The organism is Galbitalea sp. SE-J8 (assembly GCF_030345695.1).
Taxonomy (GTDB): Bacteria; Actinomycetota; Actinomycetes; order Actinomycetales; family Microbacteriaceae; genus JAUASV01.
The window spans coordinates 39,745-54,474 of sequence record NZ_JAUASV010000007.1 but is presented as its reverse complement, the minus strand read 5'-3'; the positions used below and the strand labels follow the sequence as shown (position 1 = coordinate 54,474).

At 71.3% G+C, this 14,730-nt stretch carries 17 protein-coding genes and 1 tRNA gene; 13 read left to right on the top strand and 5 right to left on the bottom strand.

The window, feature by feature from the left end; genetic code table 11:
- Nucleotides 1–89 precede the first annotated feature (89 nt).
- Complete coding sequence (locus QT381_RS06740) at nt 90–584, bottom strand: Rv3235 family protein (RefSeq protein WP_289248054.1); 495 nt, start codon at nt 582–584, stop codon at nt 90–92.
- A 230-nt stretch (nt 585–814) separates the two neighbouring features.
- On the opposite strand from QT381_RS06740, the gene QT381_RS06735 reads away from it, so the two are divergent.
- A complete protein-coding gene (locus tag QT381_RS06735; RefSeq protein ID WP_289248053.1) occupies nt 815–1,408 on the top strand; it encodes a hypothetical protein in 594 nt (197 codons plus the stop codon).
- Between the two features lie 50 nt (nt 1,409–1,458).
- On the opposite strand, the gene QT381_RS06730 is transcribed toward QT381_RS06735, so the two are convergent.
- The gene (locus QT381_RS06730) at nt 1,459–1,737 is read right to left on the bottom strand and encodes a helix-turn-helix domain-containing protein (RefSeq protein ID WP_289248052.1); all 279 of its coding nucleotides are present in this window, start codon (nt 1,735–1,737) and stop codon (nt 1,459–1,461) included.
- A 117-nt stretch (nt 1,738–1,854) separates the two neighbouring features.
- On the opposite strand from QT381_RS06730, the gene QT381_RS06725 reads away from it, so the two are divergent.
- The 3 genes from QT381_RS06725 to QT381_RS06715 are packed head-to-tail and all read left to right on the top strand — an operon-like array spanning nt 1,855 to nt 5,213.
- Complete coding sequence (locus QT381_RS06725; protein ID WP_289248051.1) at nt 1,855–2,517, top strand: SAF domain-containing protein; 663 nt, start codon at nt 1,855–1,857, stop codon at nt 2,515–2,517.
- 1 nt (nt 2,518) lies between these two features.
- Entirely contained in the window at nt 2,519–3,697 is a 1,179-nt protein-coding gene (locus QT381_RS06720) for a CpaE/TadZ family protein (RefSeq protein WP_289248050.1), read from the top strand.
- A gap of 22 nt (nt 3,698–3,719) precedes the next feature.
- Nucleotides 3,720–5,213 (top strand): sensor histidine kinase, encoded by a 1,494-nt coding sequence (locus QT381_RS06715; RefSeq protein WP_289248049.1) that lies wholly within the window; start codon nt 3,720–3,722, stop codon nt 5,211–5,213.
- Between the two features lie 73 nt (nt 5,214–5,286).
- Here QT381_RS06715 and QT381_RS06710 read toward each other — a convergent pair whose 3' ends face one another.
- Entirely contained in the window at nt 5,287–5,535 is a 249-nt protein-coding gene (locus tag QT381_RS06710; RefSeq protein WP_289248048.1) for a WhiB family transcriptional regulator, read from the bottom strand.
- 172 nt (nt 5,536–5,707) lie between these two features.
- Here QT381_RS06710 and QT381_RS06705 point away from each other — a divergent pair, with 172 nt between their 5' ends.
- Nucleotides 5,708–6,139 (top strand): hypothetical protein, encoded by a 432-nt coding sequence (locus QT381_RS06705; protein WP_289248047.1) that lies wholly within the window; start codon nt 5,708–5,710, stop codon nt 6,137–6,139.
- A 6-nt stretch (nt 6,140–6,145) separates the two neighbouring features.
- Here QT381_RS06705 and bcp read toward each other — a convergent pair whose 3' ends face one another.
- Nucleotides 6,146–6,652, bottom strand: a complete 507-nt coding sequence (bcp, locus tag QT381_RS06700) for a thioredoxin-dependent thiol peroxidase (RefSeq protein WP_289248046.1) — start codon at nt 6,650–6,652, stop codon at nt 6,146–6,148.
- Between the two features lie 46 nt (nt 6,653–6,698).
- Here bcp and QT381_RS06695 point away from each other — a divergent pair.
- From QT381_RS06695 to QT381_RS06675, 5 genes are all read left to right on the top strand, one after another.
- Nucleotides 6,699–6,771: transfer RNA gene (locus QT381_RS06695), tRNA-Lys, on the top strand.
- Nucleotides 6,772–6,900: 129 nt separating this feature from the next.
- The gene (locus tag QT381_RS06690) at nt 6,901–7,545 is read left to right on the top strand and encodes a BglII/BstYI family type II restriction endonuclease (protein WP_289248045.1); all 645 of its coding nucleotides are present in this window, start codon (nt 6,901–6,903) and stop codon (nt 7,543–7,545) included.
- 10 nt (nt 7,546–7,555) lie between these two features.
- The gene (locus tag QT381_RS06685) at nt 7,556–8,401 is read left to right on the top strand and encodes an MT-A70 family methyltransferase (RefSeq protein WP_289248043.1); all 846 of its coding nucleotides are present in this window, start codon (nt 7,556–7,558) and stop codon (nt 8,399–8,401) included.
- A 56-nt stretch (nt 8,402–8,457) separates the two neighbouring features.
- The gene (locus tag QT381_RS06680; protein WP_289248042.1) at nt 8,458–8,580 is read left to right on the top strand and encodes a hypothetical protein; all 123 of its coding nucleotides are present in this window, start codon (nt 8,458–8,460) and stop codon (nt 8,578–8,580) included.
- A 265-nt stretch (nt 8,581–8,845) separates the two neighbouring features.
- Nucleotides 8,846–9,385, top strand: coding sequence for a Dps family protein (locus QT381_RS06675; protein WP_289248041.1), 540 nt, complete (start codon nt 8,846–8,848; stop codon nt 9,383–9,385).
- A gap of 63 nt (nt 9,386–9,448) precedes the next feature.
- Here QT381_RS06675 and QT381_RS06670 read toward each other — a convergent pair whose 3' ends face one another.
- A complete protein-coding gene (locus QT381_RS06670; protein ID WP_289248040.1) occupies nt 9,449–10,981 on the bottom strand; it encodes an amino acid permease in 1,533 nt (510 codons plus the stop codon).
- A 182-nt stretch (nt 10,982–11,163) separates the two neighbouring features.
- Between QT381_RS06670 and QT381_RS06665 the strand changes: the two genes are divergently transcribed.
- Genes QT381_RS06665 through QT381_RS06655 form a run of 3 tightly spaced genes read left to right on the top strand, consistent with a single transcriptional unit; the run spans nt 11,164 to nt 14,730 of the window.
- Entirely contained in the window at nt 11,164–12,543 is a 1,380-nt protein-coding gene (locus QT381_RS06665) for a glutamine synthetase family protein (RefSeq protein WP_289248039.1), read from the top strand.
- Between the two features lie 28 nt (nt 12,544–12,571).
- The gene (locus QT381_RS06660) at nt 12,572–13,372 is read left to right on the top strand and encodes a gamma-glutamyl-gamma-aminobutyrate hydrolase family protein (RefSeq protein ID WP_289248123.1); all 801 of its coding nucleotides are present in this window, start codon (nt 12,572–12,574) and stop codon (nt 13,370–13,372) included.
- Complete coding sequence (locus tag QT381_RS06655) at nt 13,369–14,730, top strand: aldehyde dehydrogenase family protein (RefSeq protein WP_289248038.1); 1,362 nt, start codon at nt 13,369–13,371, stop codon at nt 14,728–14,730. Before QT381_RS06660 ends, QT381_RS06655 begins: the two co-directional genes overlap by 4 nt.

Genomic DNA, 14,730 nt, shown 5'->3' with positions numbered 1-14,730 from the left:
AGCACGAGGCCCCGGGATCGATGGATCCCGGGGCCTCGGCGTCGGTGGGGGAGGATGATGCGCCGCAGGGGCGGCGGTGCACGAAGGATTCAGAGCACGTTGATCGCGGTGGCACGCCAGCGGCGGTCGAGCCCCTCGAGGCGGATCGCGACGGCGCGGGTGCGCGCCCGGTTGTGCACGATGACGACCGATTCGACGACGCCGTCGCGCGGCTCGCAGATCGTGGTCGACCCGATCGCGAACGCCGGGCGGTTGGGCACGAGCCCCTTGGCCTGGCGGGCCCGCTGGGAGAGCAGCACGCGCTTGAGCAGGTGCCGGTAGACGTCGTCGGTGACCCAGCGGGCGATCTGCTCGAGGTCGCGTGCGCCGGCGAGGATCTCGATGACGCAGCGCGTGAGGTTCTCGAGCAGCGGCTCCGGCTCGGGCAGATCGGCGGTCGAGGTCGGCTGGTGTCCGAAGAACTCGTCGGGCACGAACCGCGAGCGAATCGGTTTCGACGGCAGTGGCTCGTGGGGCCAGCCCTGGGGCGCGGCGCCGAGGGCCGGTGCGGTGGGGACGTCGATGCTGGCGAGGGCACTGCTCACGGTGGATCCCGTCTTCTCGAGATGGTCGCGATTCGTGGAACGCCCTCGTTCGGGTGGCCCCCGTCATGGGGCCCCCCGTTCGGGGGTGATCAGCACCTAACCACAGAATCTGAGTGCGTGTCCAGTCGCCGCGGCCGGCTGGGGAAAACCGGGGAGCGCCGCACGCGGGTGATCCGCGTCGCTGTGGAGGGTCTCCCGTGGCCGGCCGCGTCGCCGTTTATCGTGCGCTGATGCGGTGGGACGACCTGTTCGACGACCTCGAGAGCCAGCTCGAGCAGGGCATCGACGCCGAGGAGCTCGACCTGCGCGCGCAGGAGGAGCGCTTGCGGATCGCGCGCGCGACCCTGCGGGACCGGCTCGTCGCGATCCGTTCGTCCCACTCGCGCTCGGACGAGTACCGGGTGCGGATCGTGCTCGACGACGGCTCGATCGTCGCGGTGCGCCCGGTCGCGATCGGCAAGGACTGGATGTCGGCCGACCTCGTCGACGGATCGGCGGCCCGCCGGCAGTGCATCGTGCCGTTGGCCTCGATCGGGTCGCTGCTGCTCGATCCGCCGCTCGTGCGCGCGTCGCTCGCCGACGCTCCCGCCGAGGAGCCGCTCGCGGCTCGGCTCGGGCTCGCGTTCGCCCTGCGCGACCTCGGGCGGCGCCGCGTGACGGTCGAGCTCGAGACGACGACCGGGCCGGTGGTGGGAACGATCGACCGCGTCGCCCGTGACCACCTCGACCTCGCCGTGCACGAGGCGGGCACGCCGAGACGAGCCTCGGTCGTCGCGGTGCACCGCGTGGTGCCGCTCTCCCGGCTGCTGCTCGTGCGCCTCTAGCCGGACCCTCCGCCGCGGTCAGCGCCGGCGACGGTCAGTGCCTGCGGCGGTCAGTGCTTGCGGCGGTCGATCGTGAGCTCGGGCAGGTCGTCGGAGAAGCCGCCCTGGTTCCACAGGCTCATCCGGCGCGTCTCCTCGTACTTGGACTCGATGTACGACTCGAGCACGCTGCGCTCGATGCGCCACTGCCCGCTGCTGCCGATCTTGATGGCCGGCAGCTCGCCGCTGCGCACGAGCCCGTAGGCCTGGTGCACCGAGATGTTGAGCACCTCGGCGGTGTCGGCGAGCGTCAGGAAGCGGCCGTGATCGTCCAGCGCCTCCGGGTTCATGCCCCCGATTATGCGCGTGCCGGGTCCCGGCCGTCGCGCGCGATGTGGATAAGTGCGGGGGAGCGGAGCGCGACCGTCCACCATGGTCGCACCGTCCAACCGCAGGGGAGGAACAGCATGGCGCACGCCGGCCGACGTCGGTTCTGGTTCGACCCGCGCTTCGCGATCGGCGTCGCTCTCATCGTGGCCGCGGTGGCCGGCGTCACGGTGCTCGTCACCGCTCTCGACCGCACCGTCGCGGTGGTCGCGGCCCGCCAGACGGTCGTGCCCGGCGACCGCATCGACGCGGACGACGTCGTGGTGCGGCGCGTCTCGGTGGACGGCGCCGAGTCGCTGTACCTCACGCCCGGCGAGCTCGCGGACGGTGTCGTCGTAACGCGCACCGTCGGGACCGGCGAGCTGCTGCCGCGGGCGGCCGTGGGCGACCCGGCGGGCGTCGACACGACGACGATCGTCGTCCCGCTCGCCGGAGAGCTCGCCGCGGCCGTGCAGCCGGGTGCCGTTGTCGACGTGTGGTCGGACGGGTCGGGCACGGCATCCGTGCCTCCGGCGAGCGGCGAGGCGGATGCCGCTGCGCTGCCCGCGATCGTCGCGCCGAACGTCGCGGTGGCCCGCATCGTGGACGAGCCGGTGCTCGTCGCGGGCTCGGCGACGACCTCCGTGGAGGTGCTCGTGCCGCGGGACGTCGTGCCCGCGCTCATCGCGGCGATGTCCGGGGGCGGTGCGCTGCGCGTCGTGCCCGCCGCGCTCCCGGTGGCCGCGGCGAGCGGGGGGAAGTGACGTGCGGGTCGTCATCGCGGTGCCCGGTCCGGCCGGAGATCGGCTCGCCGGCGACGCCGAGCGCTGGGGGCACGCGGTCGTCGCGCGCCCGCACGAGCCGCGCGCGGTCGAGTCCGCGCTCGCCGCGACCGCGCCCGCGACGCTCGTCGCCGCGGCCGCGCAGCTGACCCCCGGCATCGTCGCGGCGGCCGACGCGCGCGGCGTGCGCACGATCGCGCTCGTCGGCTCCGACGAGGAACGGCGGCACGTCGCGGAGCTCGGCATCCTCGAGACGGCGGATGCGGCATCCGGGTGGTCGGAGCTCGAGGCGATCGCGGGCGGCGTCGCGCCGCGCGAGCCGGTGGCGCCGAGCGGTCGCGGCACGGTGATCGCGGTGTGGGGTCCGACGGGGGCGCCCGGGCGCACCTCGATCGCGATCGCGCTCGCCGCCGAGCTCGCCCTCGCGGGTCATCGGGTGGCGCTCGCCGACGTCGACACGCACGGCGCATCCGTCGCGCCGGCGCTCGGCCTGCTCGACGAGGCGCCCGGCTTCGCGGCCGCGTGCCGGCTCGCCTCCACCGATGCGCTCGACCGCCGCGAGCTGGAGCGCATCGCGCAGTGGTACTCGCTCGGCGGCACGGGGTTCTGGGCGCTCACGGGGCTCGGCCGGCCGAGCCGCTGGCCGGAGCTCTCCGCGGACCGGGTGCGCGGCGTGCTCGAGGCGTGTCGCGACTGGGTCGACGTGACCGTGCTCGACACGGCGGCGAGCCTGGAGAGCGACGAGGAGATCGCGAGCGACCTGTTCGCCCCGCGACGCAACGCGGCGACGCTCACGGCCGTGGCGGAGGCGGATCGCCTGGTCGCGGTCGGCTCGGCCGATCCGGTCGGCATCGCTCGCCTCATCCGCACCCACGCCGACCTGCTCGAGGTCGCGACCGACGCGCGCGTGAGCGTCGTGATGAACCGGCTCCGCGCGAGCGTGATCGGCGCGGCGCCCGGCGCCCAGGTGACGCAGACGCTCGGCCGGTTCGGCGGCATCGAGCCGGCCGCGCTCGTGCCCTACGACCGTGCGGCGTTCGACGCGGCGCTGCTCGCGGCGCGCACGGTGGCCGAGGTCGCGCCGCGCAGCCCGGCGAGAGCCGAGCTGCAGCGGCTCGCGCGCGGGCTCGCGCTCGTGCCGGTGCCCGCGGGGGCCGCCTGATCCGTGCGGTTACGCTGGTGCCGTGTCGACCCTCAGTGATCTCGTGCTCGCGCAGCGTCGCTCGACCGAGGCGGACGTCGAGTGGCTCCACCTGCTCGTCGGCGACTGGCAGCTGCTCGCCGATCTGGCCTTCGCGGACATCGTGCTGTGGGTGCCGACCGACGACGACGACTTCGTCGCGGTCGCGCACGCGCGGCCGTCGAGCTCGGCGACGCTGTTCTACCGCGACTTCGTCGGACAGCCGATCAAGCCCGAGTGGCGCGCGCAGGTGACGGAGGCCTACGAGACCGCGCGCATCGTCGACTCCGCGGCGCCGACCTGGTACGAGGAGACGCCGACCCGGATGCGGGCGGTGCCCGTCATCCGTCGCCTGTCGCCGTCCGGCTCGGCCGTGAGCGAGGTGCCGCTCGCCGTCATCACGCGGCACACGAACCTCAGCGAGGCGCGCACGCCCAGCCGTCAGGAGCTCACCTCGAACGACTGCGCGAACGACCTGTTCGCGATGATCGCCGCGGGCGACTTCCCCGACCTCGGGGCTCCGAGCGGGCCGCGCCGGGGTGCGCCGCGCGCGTCGGACGGCCTCATCCGTCTCGATGTCGACGGCGTCGTGACGTTCGCGAGCCCGAACGCGCTGAGCGCGTTCAACCGGATCGGTTTCGCGGGCGAGCTCGAGGGCGAGTCGCTCGCCGAGGTGACGACGCAGCTGCTGCACGGCCGCAGCGTCGTCGACGAGTCGCTCCCGCTCGTCGTGACCGGGCGCGCGCCGTGGCGCACCGACATCGAGGCGCGCGGCGTCACGATCACGCTGCGCGCCATCCCGCTGCGCACGAGGGGCGAGCGCGTCGGTGCGATCCTGCTCTGCCGTGACGTGAGCGAGATGCGTCACCAGGAGCAGGAGCTCATCACGAAGGACGCGACCATCCGCGAGATCCACCACCGGGTGAAGAACAACCTGCAGACGGTGGCGTCGCTGCTGCGCATCCAGGCCCGGCGCACGCACTCGGATGTCGCGCGCGACGCCCTGACCCAGGCGATGCGCCGCGTCGCGGCCATCGCCGTCGTTCACGACACCCTCTCGGAGGGGCTCAGTCAGAACGTCGACTTCGACGCCGTGTTCGACCGCGTGCTGCTGCTCATCGCCGAGGTGGCGTCCACGCACTCGACCATGGTGCGGCCGCGGCTCAAGGGGAGCTTCGGCGTGCTGCCGAGCGCGTACGCGACGCCGCTGGCCCTCGCGCTCACCGAGCTCGTCACGAACGCCGTCGAGCACGGGCTCGCCGGCCGCACGGATGGGGTGGTCGAGATCGTCGCGAAGCGCACCGACCACACGCTGTCGGTCAAGGTGCGCGACAACGGCGTCGGGCTCGCGGAGGGCAAGGTCGGTTCGGGGCTCGGCACGCAGATCGTGCGCACGCTCATCCAGGGCGAGCTCGGCGGCGCGATCGACTGGCACACGCTCGTCGGCAGCGGCACGGAGGTCACCATCGACGTGCCGCTGACCTGGATGAACGCGTGAGCCACCGCATCCGTTAGACCGCAAGAGCGCGGGACCCGGAGGTCCCGCGCTCTTGCGTGGCTTCGCGGTCGCGTCAGGAGGCGCGGCGCGCGCGGGCGGCGCGGCGCTTGAGCGCGCGGCGCTCGTCCTCGGAGAGACCGCCCCAGACGCCCGAGTCCTGGCTGGTCTCGAGGGCGTACTGCAGGCACATCTCGGTGACGGAGCAGCGGGCGCAGACCGACTTGGCCTTGTCGATCTGATCGACGGCCGGGCCCGTGTTGCCGACCGGGAAGAACAGCTCGGGGTCGGCGGTCAGGCAGGCGGCATTGTCGCGCCAATCCATAGGTGGTGCTCCTTCGGTGTTGCGCGGGCGTGAACGATCGCCCGGAATTCGGGTGCGAAACAAGAGGGGAGGAGGTTCGCGGGGGAATGCGCTCACACCGTCGGGGGCGCCAAAACGACCTCACACAGGGTGGCACACTGAATCATGCAAATCAATGGTTCGTCGGTGGGACATGGCTGAGAACTCGGGGTTCGGGCACGGTCCTGCCGCGAACGGGGGGCGTCGCCCGGCCGTCGTCACGGCCCTCGCCGGGGTGCTGCTCGTCGAGGCGGCCGGGCTCCTGGCGGCGACGGTCGTGCTCGTCGTCGACCTGATCGCGGCACCCGCGCTGTCCGTCGCGAGCGCCGTCGCGCTCGCCGCGTTCTGCGCCCTCGCGGCGGTCTGGCTCGTCGTCATGGCGCGCGCCGTCGTCGCCGGTCGCGCCTGGGTGCGCGGCGCGACCGTGGTCGTGCAGGTGCTGCTCGCGGCCGTCGCGATCACCGCGCTGCAGTCCGGTGCGGTGCTGCTCGCGATCCTGCTGGCGATCGTCGCCATCGCGGCCCTCGTGCTCGTCTTCACGCCCGCCGCGGTCTCCGCCCTGGGCGGTCGCGAGCGCGGACACTGACCCGCGTCAGGTCAGGCCGAGTCGCTTGCGCAGCATCCGGATGTGGCCGGTCGCCTTGACGTTGTATCCGGCGAAGACGATGCGGCCGTCCTCGCCGACGACGAACGTGGAGCGCAGCACGCCCGTGATGAGCCGGCCGTAGGAGCTCTTCTCGCCCCACGCGCCGTAGGCCCGGTGCGCGACGAGGTCGGGGTCGCTGAGCAGCGGGAAGCGCAGACCGTGCCGCTCGTCGAATCGCGCGAGCTTCTCCGGGGCGTCGCGCGAGATGCCGAGGATGCGGAAGCCCGAGGCGGCGAGCGACCCGGCGTCGTCGCGCAGGTCGCACGCCTGCGTCGTGCAGGCCGGTGTGAGCGCCTCGGGGTAGAAGTAGACGATGACGCGCTCGCCCGCGTAGTCGGCGAGCGAGACGGCGGCGCCGTGCTGGTCGGGAAGGCTGAAGGCCGGGGCGGGGTCGCCGGCCTCGAGGCGCCGGGGCGCCGGGGTGGTTCGCTCGGGGGTGGTTCGCTCGGGCATCCCGGCCATGCTAACGTTGTCGCTCGGCCCGGTCAGTTCGGGCCGCGCACCTCTAGCTCAATTGGCAGAGCAACTGACTCTTAATCAGTGGGTTCTCGGTTCAAGTCCGAGGGGGTGCACCGGAAGTGCTGGCCAGGCCGCCCGTTTCCGCGCACCTGATCACCGTCCGAACCGAATGTCCGACGACTGAGCGCTATCTGGCGGCCGGCCGCCACGTAGTTTCTGCCGTCGCCCCATAGGCTCACTGCGTGCAGCTGACCGAAGCGTGGCGCGAGTACATGCCAGAGACGCTTCAGCTCCGCTATCGAATGCGTGAGACGCGGAACGCTTCGGCGATCCTGCGCAGCTCGAACGCTGAGCTGTACGGCGACGTCATCCATGTACTGAGTGAGTTCACGCTAGAAGCTCGCGACCTGTTGCTCCCCGGCGGCAGCGAGGGATCGGTTGCGAAAAAGCTCAACGGCGCCTTCCGTGAGTTGGGATGGCGTGAGGCGCGTGTTGACACTGTGACGCAGACCACCCTCGTCGTGTTCCCCTACGCTCCGCACAACGAGAGCGAGAAGCGTCTCGTGAGCTCCGACCCGGTCTCCTTCGAGGGGTACAAGGCCGACTGGGTGAAGGGCAGGGTCGCCGGCGATTGCGAGTGGAACGCCAAAGACGGCAACTTGGACCGCGACTTGGCGTCGTACCGAAGCCTTTACGAGACCGGCTACATCGACGCCGCCGTGCTGGTGACGCGCACGCAGGCTGACCTGCGTGAGCTCGAAGCGGAACTCACCTCCGTACTGATGGCCACACCGGACGATGAGGCAGCAGAGGCGTTGCGGACCACGGACGCAGTGATCACCGCCACGAAGCAGCGCATCGCGACGGGCACCGCGAAGGGCATGTGAAGATCCGAATGTGAAGATCCACGCCGAGCCGCTTCGAGCGGACGCAGCACCTGCTCCCCTCCCCACCGTCGAGGGCGGCTTCCAAACCGTCCTCGCCGACCCGCCTTGGCGATTCGCCAACCGCACTGGGAAGGTCGCACCGGAGCACCGGCGCCTGGATCGCTACTCGACGATGGACCTCGCGGACATCACGGCGCTGCCCGTCGGTCGCCACGCGGCGAAGAACGCACACCTTTACCTGTGGGTGCCGAACGCGCTTCTGCCAGAGGGCCTCGACGTCATGCGCGCCTGGGGCTTCCGGTACGTCTCGAACATCGTGTGGGCGAAGCGACGCAAGGACGGTGGCCCGGACGGCCGCGGCGTCGGCTTCTACTTCCGCAACGTGACGGAGGTCCTGCTGTTCGGCGTAAAGGGATCGATGCGCACTCTTGCGCCAGCGCGCTCGCAGGTCAACATGCTGGAGACGCGCAAGCGTGAGCACAGCCGGAAGCCGGATGAGCAGTACGCCCTCATCGAGGCCTGCTCTCCCGGGCCCCGGCTGGAGATGTTTGCCCGGCACGCGCAACCCGGCTGGACGGCCTGGGGCGACGAGTCGGCTCCCGACATCGAGCCCCGCGGGATGGTCCACCACGGATACGCCGGCGGGGACATCCAGCCTTTCCAGCGCGTTCCGGAGTTCGAGGCCGACGAGATGGCGGCGGAGGTCCGTCATATGTACGTGGAGCTCGGTATGAGCGTGCGGGATATCCAGGCAGACACCGGTTACTCGATCGGCCGCGTGCGCTCGCTCCTGAAGCGCGCGGACGTCGAGATGCGCCCGCGCGGCGCCAAACGCCAGGTGGCTACGGCCAGCTGACGCTGGAGGCGAACCACTCGCGCGGCCTGTCGACCCTGCTGTGCTCGCACGTCCGGGTGCACGGCTTGGAGCTCGAGCTGCGCTTCCCGGGCGAGGGCGGACTCGCCTGGCGGGCGGTGCTGCTCGACCTCGACGCGGTGCCCGAGGCCTCACTGCGCACGCTCCTGCGCGCCCGGTGACGGATGCCGGCCCGCGGCATCCGCTCCTACGGCCAGCGTCCGGTCGGGCGCCTCACAGCTTCGACGAGCCGGTTTGGGGCTCGGCGACGCGGCGCGTAGACCGGTACGAGGACGGCGAAAGGACCCACACCGCATGGACCTCGGAATCGCGGGACGCTCGGCGCTCGTCTCGGACGCGACGGTCGGCGGGGCGGTCGAGAGCGGCCACCGGGTCGACGCCGGACCCGTCGCGACCACCTGATCACCGGTGAGGAAAGGAACAACCATGACCACGACCACCGACCACACCGCCACCGTCCCCGCCGGGGCCGGAGCGAAGAAGAGCCGCCGGGAGAACAAGGAGCGCGGCTTCCTCGCCTCGACGACCCTGCTCGAGAACACCCAGAAGGTGCTCGTCGACCTCATCGAGCTGCACATCCAGGGCAAGCAGGCGCACTGGAACGTCGTCGGCAAGAACTTCCGCGACCTGCACCTGCAGCTCGACGAGATCGTCGAGGCGGCTCGCGAGTTCAGCGACGAGATCGCCGAGCGGATGCGCGCGCTGCACGGCGTTCCGGACGGTCGCAGCGACACCGTGGCCGCGACCACGACGCTGCCGGAGTACCCGTCGGGGGAGGTCGACACCGCGCGCACGGTCGACCTCATCGTGCAGCGCCTGGACCAGACCGTCGCGACGATCCGCGAGGTGCACGATCAGGTGGACGAGGAGGACCCGACCACGTCGGACATCTTCCACGAGATCATCGAGAAGCTCGAGCAGTTCTCCTGGTTCGTGAGCGCGGAGAACCGCGTGCCCGCGAAGTAGACGAACGGCACGGATGAGGCCCCGCCAGGCGGCGGCGCCTCATCCGCGATCGGACGCCCTGTCCTACTTCGTCCCGTCGAAGACCTCGGCCTCCATGGCGTCGTAGCCCTCCGCCTGCGGGTCGCCGTGCAGGCCGCCCGACAGCGCGTACTCCTCCTCGGGGCTCAGCACGAGGCGGTGCCGGCCGTAGAGCGCGAAGCCGACGAAGATCAGCACGTACACGACGATGATCGCGATGATCGCGAGCTGGAAGTCCGGGTTCACCAGGAAGCCGATGAACGTCGCCGCGCCGATCACGAGCGCGGACCAGGCGCCGAACAGCCCCCACGGGCTGCGGTACGGCCGGCTCGCGTTCGGGAACTTGCGGCGCAGGATGATGAACGACACCGACTGCAGGCAGTACGACACGATCGCTCCCCAGCAGGCGATGTTGAGCACGATGCTGCCCGCCGAGCTGTCGGTGCCGCCCGCGGCATCCACGATGACGAGCGCGAGGTAGCCGATGACCGCGCCCACGATGAGCGCGACCCAGGGCGTCTTCGCGCGGCCGGTGTACGACAGGAACTTCGGGTAGTACCCGGCGCGGGAAAGCGAGTACATGTTCCGCCCGTAGGCGAACATGATGCCCATGAGCGAGGCCAGCAGGCCGATGAGGGCCAGCAGCGAGAGCACCGCGGCGAGCTGATCGTTCTGCAGGATGGCGCGGAAGCCGTCGAGCAGCGGCTCGCCCGAGTCCGCGGTGTCCTTCGCGCCGAGCACGCCGGTGTTGAGGAAGACGACGATGAGACCGGTGACGAGCAGTGTGCCGCGGGCCCAGACGCCGGCGCGCGGGATGTCCTTCGCCGGGTTGTGCGACTCCTCGGCCGCGAGCGGCAGCTCCTCGATGCCGAGGAACAGCCACATGCCGAATGGAAGGGCGAACAGCAGCGGGAGGATGCCGTTCGGCAGCCAGCCGCTCGACCCGACAGCGGACTCGTCGACGGGGATGTTCCACAGGCTGCCCCAGTCGAAGGCACCCGATGCGAGAGCCATGATGCCGAACACGACGAGGATCGCGATCGAGATGACCGACACGACGATCGCGAAGCGGAACGAGATCGCCGCGCCAGCGGCGTTGAGCGCGATGAACAGCGCGTACAGGATCGCCCACCATAGCGGGGCGGGCAGGTGCACCCCGAACAGGTCACCGGTGATCTGATCGGCGTAGGCCGCCGTGAAGTAGACGACGACTCCCGTCGTCGCGACGTACTCGACCGTCTCGGCGAGACCGTTCGCGAGCCCGCCCCACGGGCCCATCGCGGATCGGGCGAAGGAGTACGCGCCACCGGTGTGCGGCATGGCGGCCGCCATCTCGCCGATCGAGAAGATCAGGCCGTAGTACATCACGATGAGCAGAGCGAAGGCGATGAGATAGCCGCCCATGCCGGCGAAGCCGATGCCCGCGTTCCAGCCCGAGAAGTCGCCGGAGATGACGGCGGCGACCGCGAGGCCCCACAGCCCCCAGACGCCCGCCGAGCGCTTGAGCTGACGCTTCTCGAAGTAGCCGGCCTCGGCCTTCCGATAGGTGGCGCCCGAGGCTTTCGTCGAATCGGTCATCGTTCCTCCGCTGGACTGGGGCGCGCACGAGCGCGCGCGATGACCGTCAGCGTGTCGGCTATTGGTACCTGATGTCTACCTTTGGACGTAAACAACGCGTTACAAACCACGGAGGAGTCGTCTACCCGCTGTGCTGTAATGGTCGGGTCAGCCCGCATCGGGCGACGTGAGGAGGACCTCCGATGGCCGCATCGATCGCCGTTCCGGCATCCGGCAACCTCACCGTCGATCAGCTCGGGCTGCTCATCGACGCGGGCGACGTCGACACCGTGATCGTGGCGTTCGCCGACATGCAGGGCCGGCTCGTCGGCAAGCGCGTGAGCGCTCGGCTGTTCCGCGAGGAGGTGCAGGAGCACGGCGCCGAGACGTGCAACTACCTGCTCGCCGTCGACGTCGAGATGAACACCGTCGCGGGCTACGCGATGAGCTCGTGGGAGCGCGGCTACGGCGACATGGCGATGCGGCCCGACCTGTCGACGCTGCGCCGCATCCCGTGGCTGCCGGGCACCGCGCTCGTGATGGCCGACCTCGAGTGGCTCGACGACCAGCCCGTCGTGCAGTCGCCGCGGGCGATCCTGCGGACGCAGCTCGACCGGCTTGCGGCGCGCGATCTCGTGCCCTTCGTCGGCACGGAGCTCGAGTTCATCGTGTTCGAGAACACCTACCGGGATGCCTGGGCCAGGAGATACGACGGGCTCACGCCGGCATCCGACTACAACATCGACTACGCGCTGCTCGCGTCGAGCCGGATGGAGCCGCTGCTGCGCGACATCCGTCTCGGCATGGACGGCGCCGGGATGTACTGCGAGGGCGTCAAGGGCGAGTGCAACCTCGGGCAGCAGGAGATCGCGTTCCGCTACGCGCACGCGCTGAACACGTGCGACAACCACGCGATCTACAAGAACGGGGCGAAGGAGATCGCCGACCAGCACGGGCAGTCGCTCACGTTCATGGCCAAGTTCAACGAGCGCGAGGGCAACAGCTGCCACATCCACCTCTCGGTGCGCGGCGCCGACGGCTCGCCCGTCATGGCGGGCGACGGCGAGCACGGCTTCTCGCCGCTCATGGAGCACTGGATCGCCGGGCAGCTCGCCGCGATGCGCGAGCTCTCACTGTTCTTCGCGCCGAACATCAACTCGTACAAGCGCTACGTCGACGGCTCGTTCGCGCCGACCGCGATCGCGTGGGGACTCGACAACCGCACCTGTGCGCTGCGCGTCGTGGGGCACGGCGCGTCGCTGCGGGTGGAGAACCGGGTGCCGGGCGGCGACGTCAACCAGTACCTCGCGACGGCCGCGATCATCGCCGCCGGCCTGCACGGCATCGAGAACGAGCTCGAGCTCGAGCCGCTGTTCGAGGGCAACGCCTACGGCAGCGGCAAGCCGCGCGTGCCGACGACCCTGCGCGAGGCGGCCGAGCTGTTCGAGGGCTCGGCCATCGCGCACCAGGCCTTCGGCGACGAGGTCGTCGAGCACTACCTCAACAACGCCCGCGTCGAGCAGACCGCGTTCGACGCCGCCATCACCGACTGGGAGCGGGTGCGCGGCTTTGAGCGCTTCTAACCACCCGACGTCGCAGGCTCCGTCGGCGCTGGGACCCCGCGACCGGCACGGCTCCACCGCGCCGCTGATCGGTCTCACGACCTACCTCGAGCGCGCGCAGCAGGGGGTCTGGGACGGGCCCGCGTCGTTCCTGCCGCGGCAGTACTTCGACGCCGTCACCCGGGCCGGCGGCATCGCCGTGCTGCTGCCGCCGCAGCCCGTCGACGCGGAGGTGGCGGCATCCGTTCTCGACGCCATCGACGGGCTCATCGTGACCGGCGGCAAGGACGTCGACCCGGCTCGCTACGGGCAGGAGCCGCATCCGACGACGGATGCCCCGCGGCTCGATCGCGACGCGTGGGAGGACGCCCTGCTCGCCGCGGCCATCGAGCGCGAGCTGCCGTTCCTCGGCATCTGCCGCGGCCTGCAGGTGCTCAACGTCACCCGCGGCGGCACCCTGCTGCAGCACCTGCCCGACGTCGTCGGCAGCGACCGCTACAACCTCGGCGGCGGCGTGTTCGCGACGAACGAGGTGAGCGTCGACGACGGCACGCGGCTCGCGGACCTGCTCGAGCGGTCGGGCGGTCTCGCCGTGAAGTCGTACCACCACCAGGCCGTCGACCGGGTCGGCGAGGGGCTCCGCGTGAGCGCGCGCACGGATGACGGCACGATCCAGGCGGTCGAGCTCACGACGGTGCCGTTCGGCGTCGCCGTGCAGTGGCACCCGGAGGAGACGCTCGACGATCTGCGGCTGTTCGCGGGCCTCGTCGACGCCGCTCGGGCGCACCGCTCCGCCCGCTCCCTGGGCCCCGCCGCCCGCTCCCTGAGCCTGTCGAAGGGGAACGCGTGACCGGCATCGACCTCGTCGACCCGCGGGACGAGAGCATCATCCGCCGGCTCGACTACACGACGACCGAGCAGCTCGACGACGCGGTCGCCGCCGCGCACGTCGCCCAGCGGGCGTGGGCCGCGCTCGCCCCGGCGGCGCGCGCCGAGCACCTGCGCGCGTTCGCGGGCGTGGTGCGCGCGCACGCCGAGGAGCTCGCGCAGCTCGAGGTGCGCAACTCCGGGCATCCGATCGGCAACGCCCGGTGGGAGGCGAACCACGTCGCCGACGTGCTCGGCTACTACGCGGCGGCGCCCGAGCGGCTGCTCGGGGCGCAGATCCCGGTCGCGGGCGGCATCGACGTGACGTTCCTCGAGCCGTACGGCGTCGTCGGCGTCATCGTGCCGTGGAACTTCCCGATGACGATCGCCTCCTGGGGTTTCGCGCCGGCGCTCGCCGCGGGCAACGCCGTCATCGTCAAGCCCGCCGAGTGGACCCCGCTCACGGCGCTGCGGCTCGCGGAGCTCGCGCTCGCCGCGGGGCTGCCCGCGGGGCTGCTCCAGGTGCTCCCGGGGGAGGGACCCGTGCTCGGCACGGCGATCGTCGACCACCCCGGCATCCGCAAGATCGTGTTCACCGGATCCACGACCGCGGGGGCGAAGGTCATGGCCGGCGCTGCCGCCCGGGTCAAACCGGTCACGCTCGAGCTCGGCGGCAAGAGCGCCAACGTCGTGTTCGCCGACGCCGACCTCGAGCTCGCCGCCGCCACGGCGCCGGGTGCGGTGTTCGACAACAGCGGCCAGGACTGCTGCGCCCGCAGCCGCATCCTCGTCGAGCGCAGCGTCTACGACCGCTTCCTCGAGCTGCTCGAGCCCGCCGTGACCGCGTTCCGCGTCGGCGACCCGCGCGCCGAGGAAACCCAGATGGGGCCGCTCGTGTCGCGCAAGCACTGGGCGCGGGTCGACTCCTTCGTTCCCGACGACCGTCAGGTGGCGTTCCGCGGCAGCGCGCCCTCGGGGCGCGGCTTCTGGTTCCCGCCGACCGTCGTCATCCCCGACTCGCGCGACGACCGGCTCGTGACCGACGAGATCTTCGGGCCGGTCGTCGCTGTGCTGCCGTTCGACGACGAGGCGGATGCCATCGCGCTCGCCAACGCCACGGTGTACGGCCTCAGCGGCTCGATCTTCACGCGCGACCTCGGCCGAGCCCTCCGGGTCGCGCGGGGCGTCGAGAGCGGCAACCTCAGCGTCAACTCGCACTCGAGCGTGCGCTACTCGACCCCGTTCGGCGGCTACAAGCGATCGGGGATCGGCCGCGAGCTCGGACCGGATGCCGCGGCCGCCTTCACCGAGACCAAGAACGTCTTCATCAGCACGGAGTGA

Coding starts and splice junctions, on each gene's coding strand:
- QT381_RS06670 (WP_289248040.1), bottom strand. CDS start 10,981: ATGACCGATTCGACGAAAGCCTCGGGCGCCACCTATCGGAAGGCCGAG.
- bcp (WP_289248046.1), bottom strand. CDS start 6,652: ATGCCCGAGCGAACCACCCCCGAGCGAACCACCCCGGCGCCCCGGCGC.
- QT381_RS06705 (WP_289248047.1), top strand. CDS start 5,708: ATGGCTGAGAACTCGGGGTTCGGGCACGGTCCTGCCGCGAACGGGGGG.
- QT381_RS06710 (WP_289248048.1), bottom strand. CDS start 5,535: ATGGATTGGCGCGACAATGCCGCCTGCCTGACCGCCGACCCCGAGCTG.
- QT381_RS06735 (WP_289248053.1), top strand. CDS start 815: ATGCGGTGGGACGACCTGTTCGACGACCTCGAGAGCCAGCTCGAGCAG.
- QT381_RS06675 (WP_289248041.1), top strand. CDS start 8,846: ATGACCACGACCACCGACCACACCGCCACCGTCCCCGCCGGGGCCGGA.
- QT381_RS06730 (WP_289248052.1), bottom strand. CDS start 1,737: ATGAACCCGGAGGCGCTGGACGATCACGGCCGCTTCCTGACGCTCGCC.
- QT381_RS06665 (WP_289248039.1), top strand. CDS start 11,164: ATGGCCGCATCGATCGCCGTTCCGGCATCCGGCAACCTCACCGTCGAT.
- QT381_RS06725 (WP_289248051.1), top strand. CDS start 1,855: ATGGCGCACGCCGGCCGACGTCGGTTCTGGTTCGACCCGCGCTTCGCG.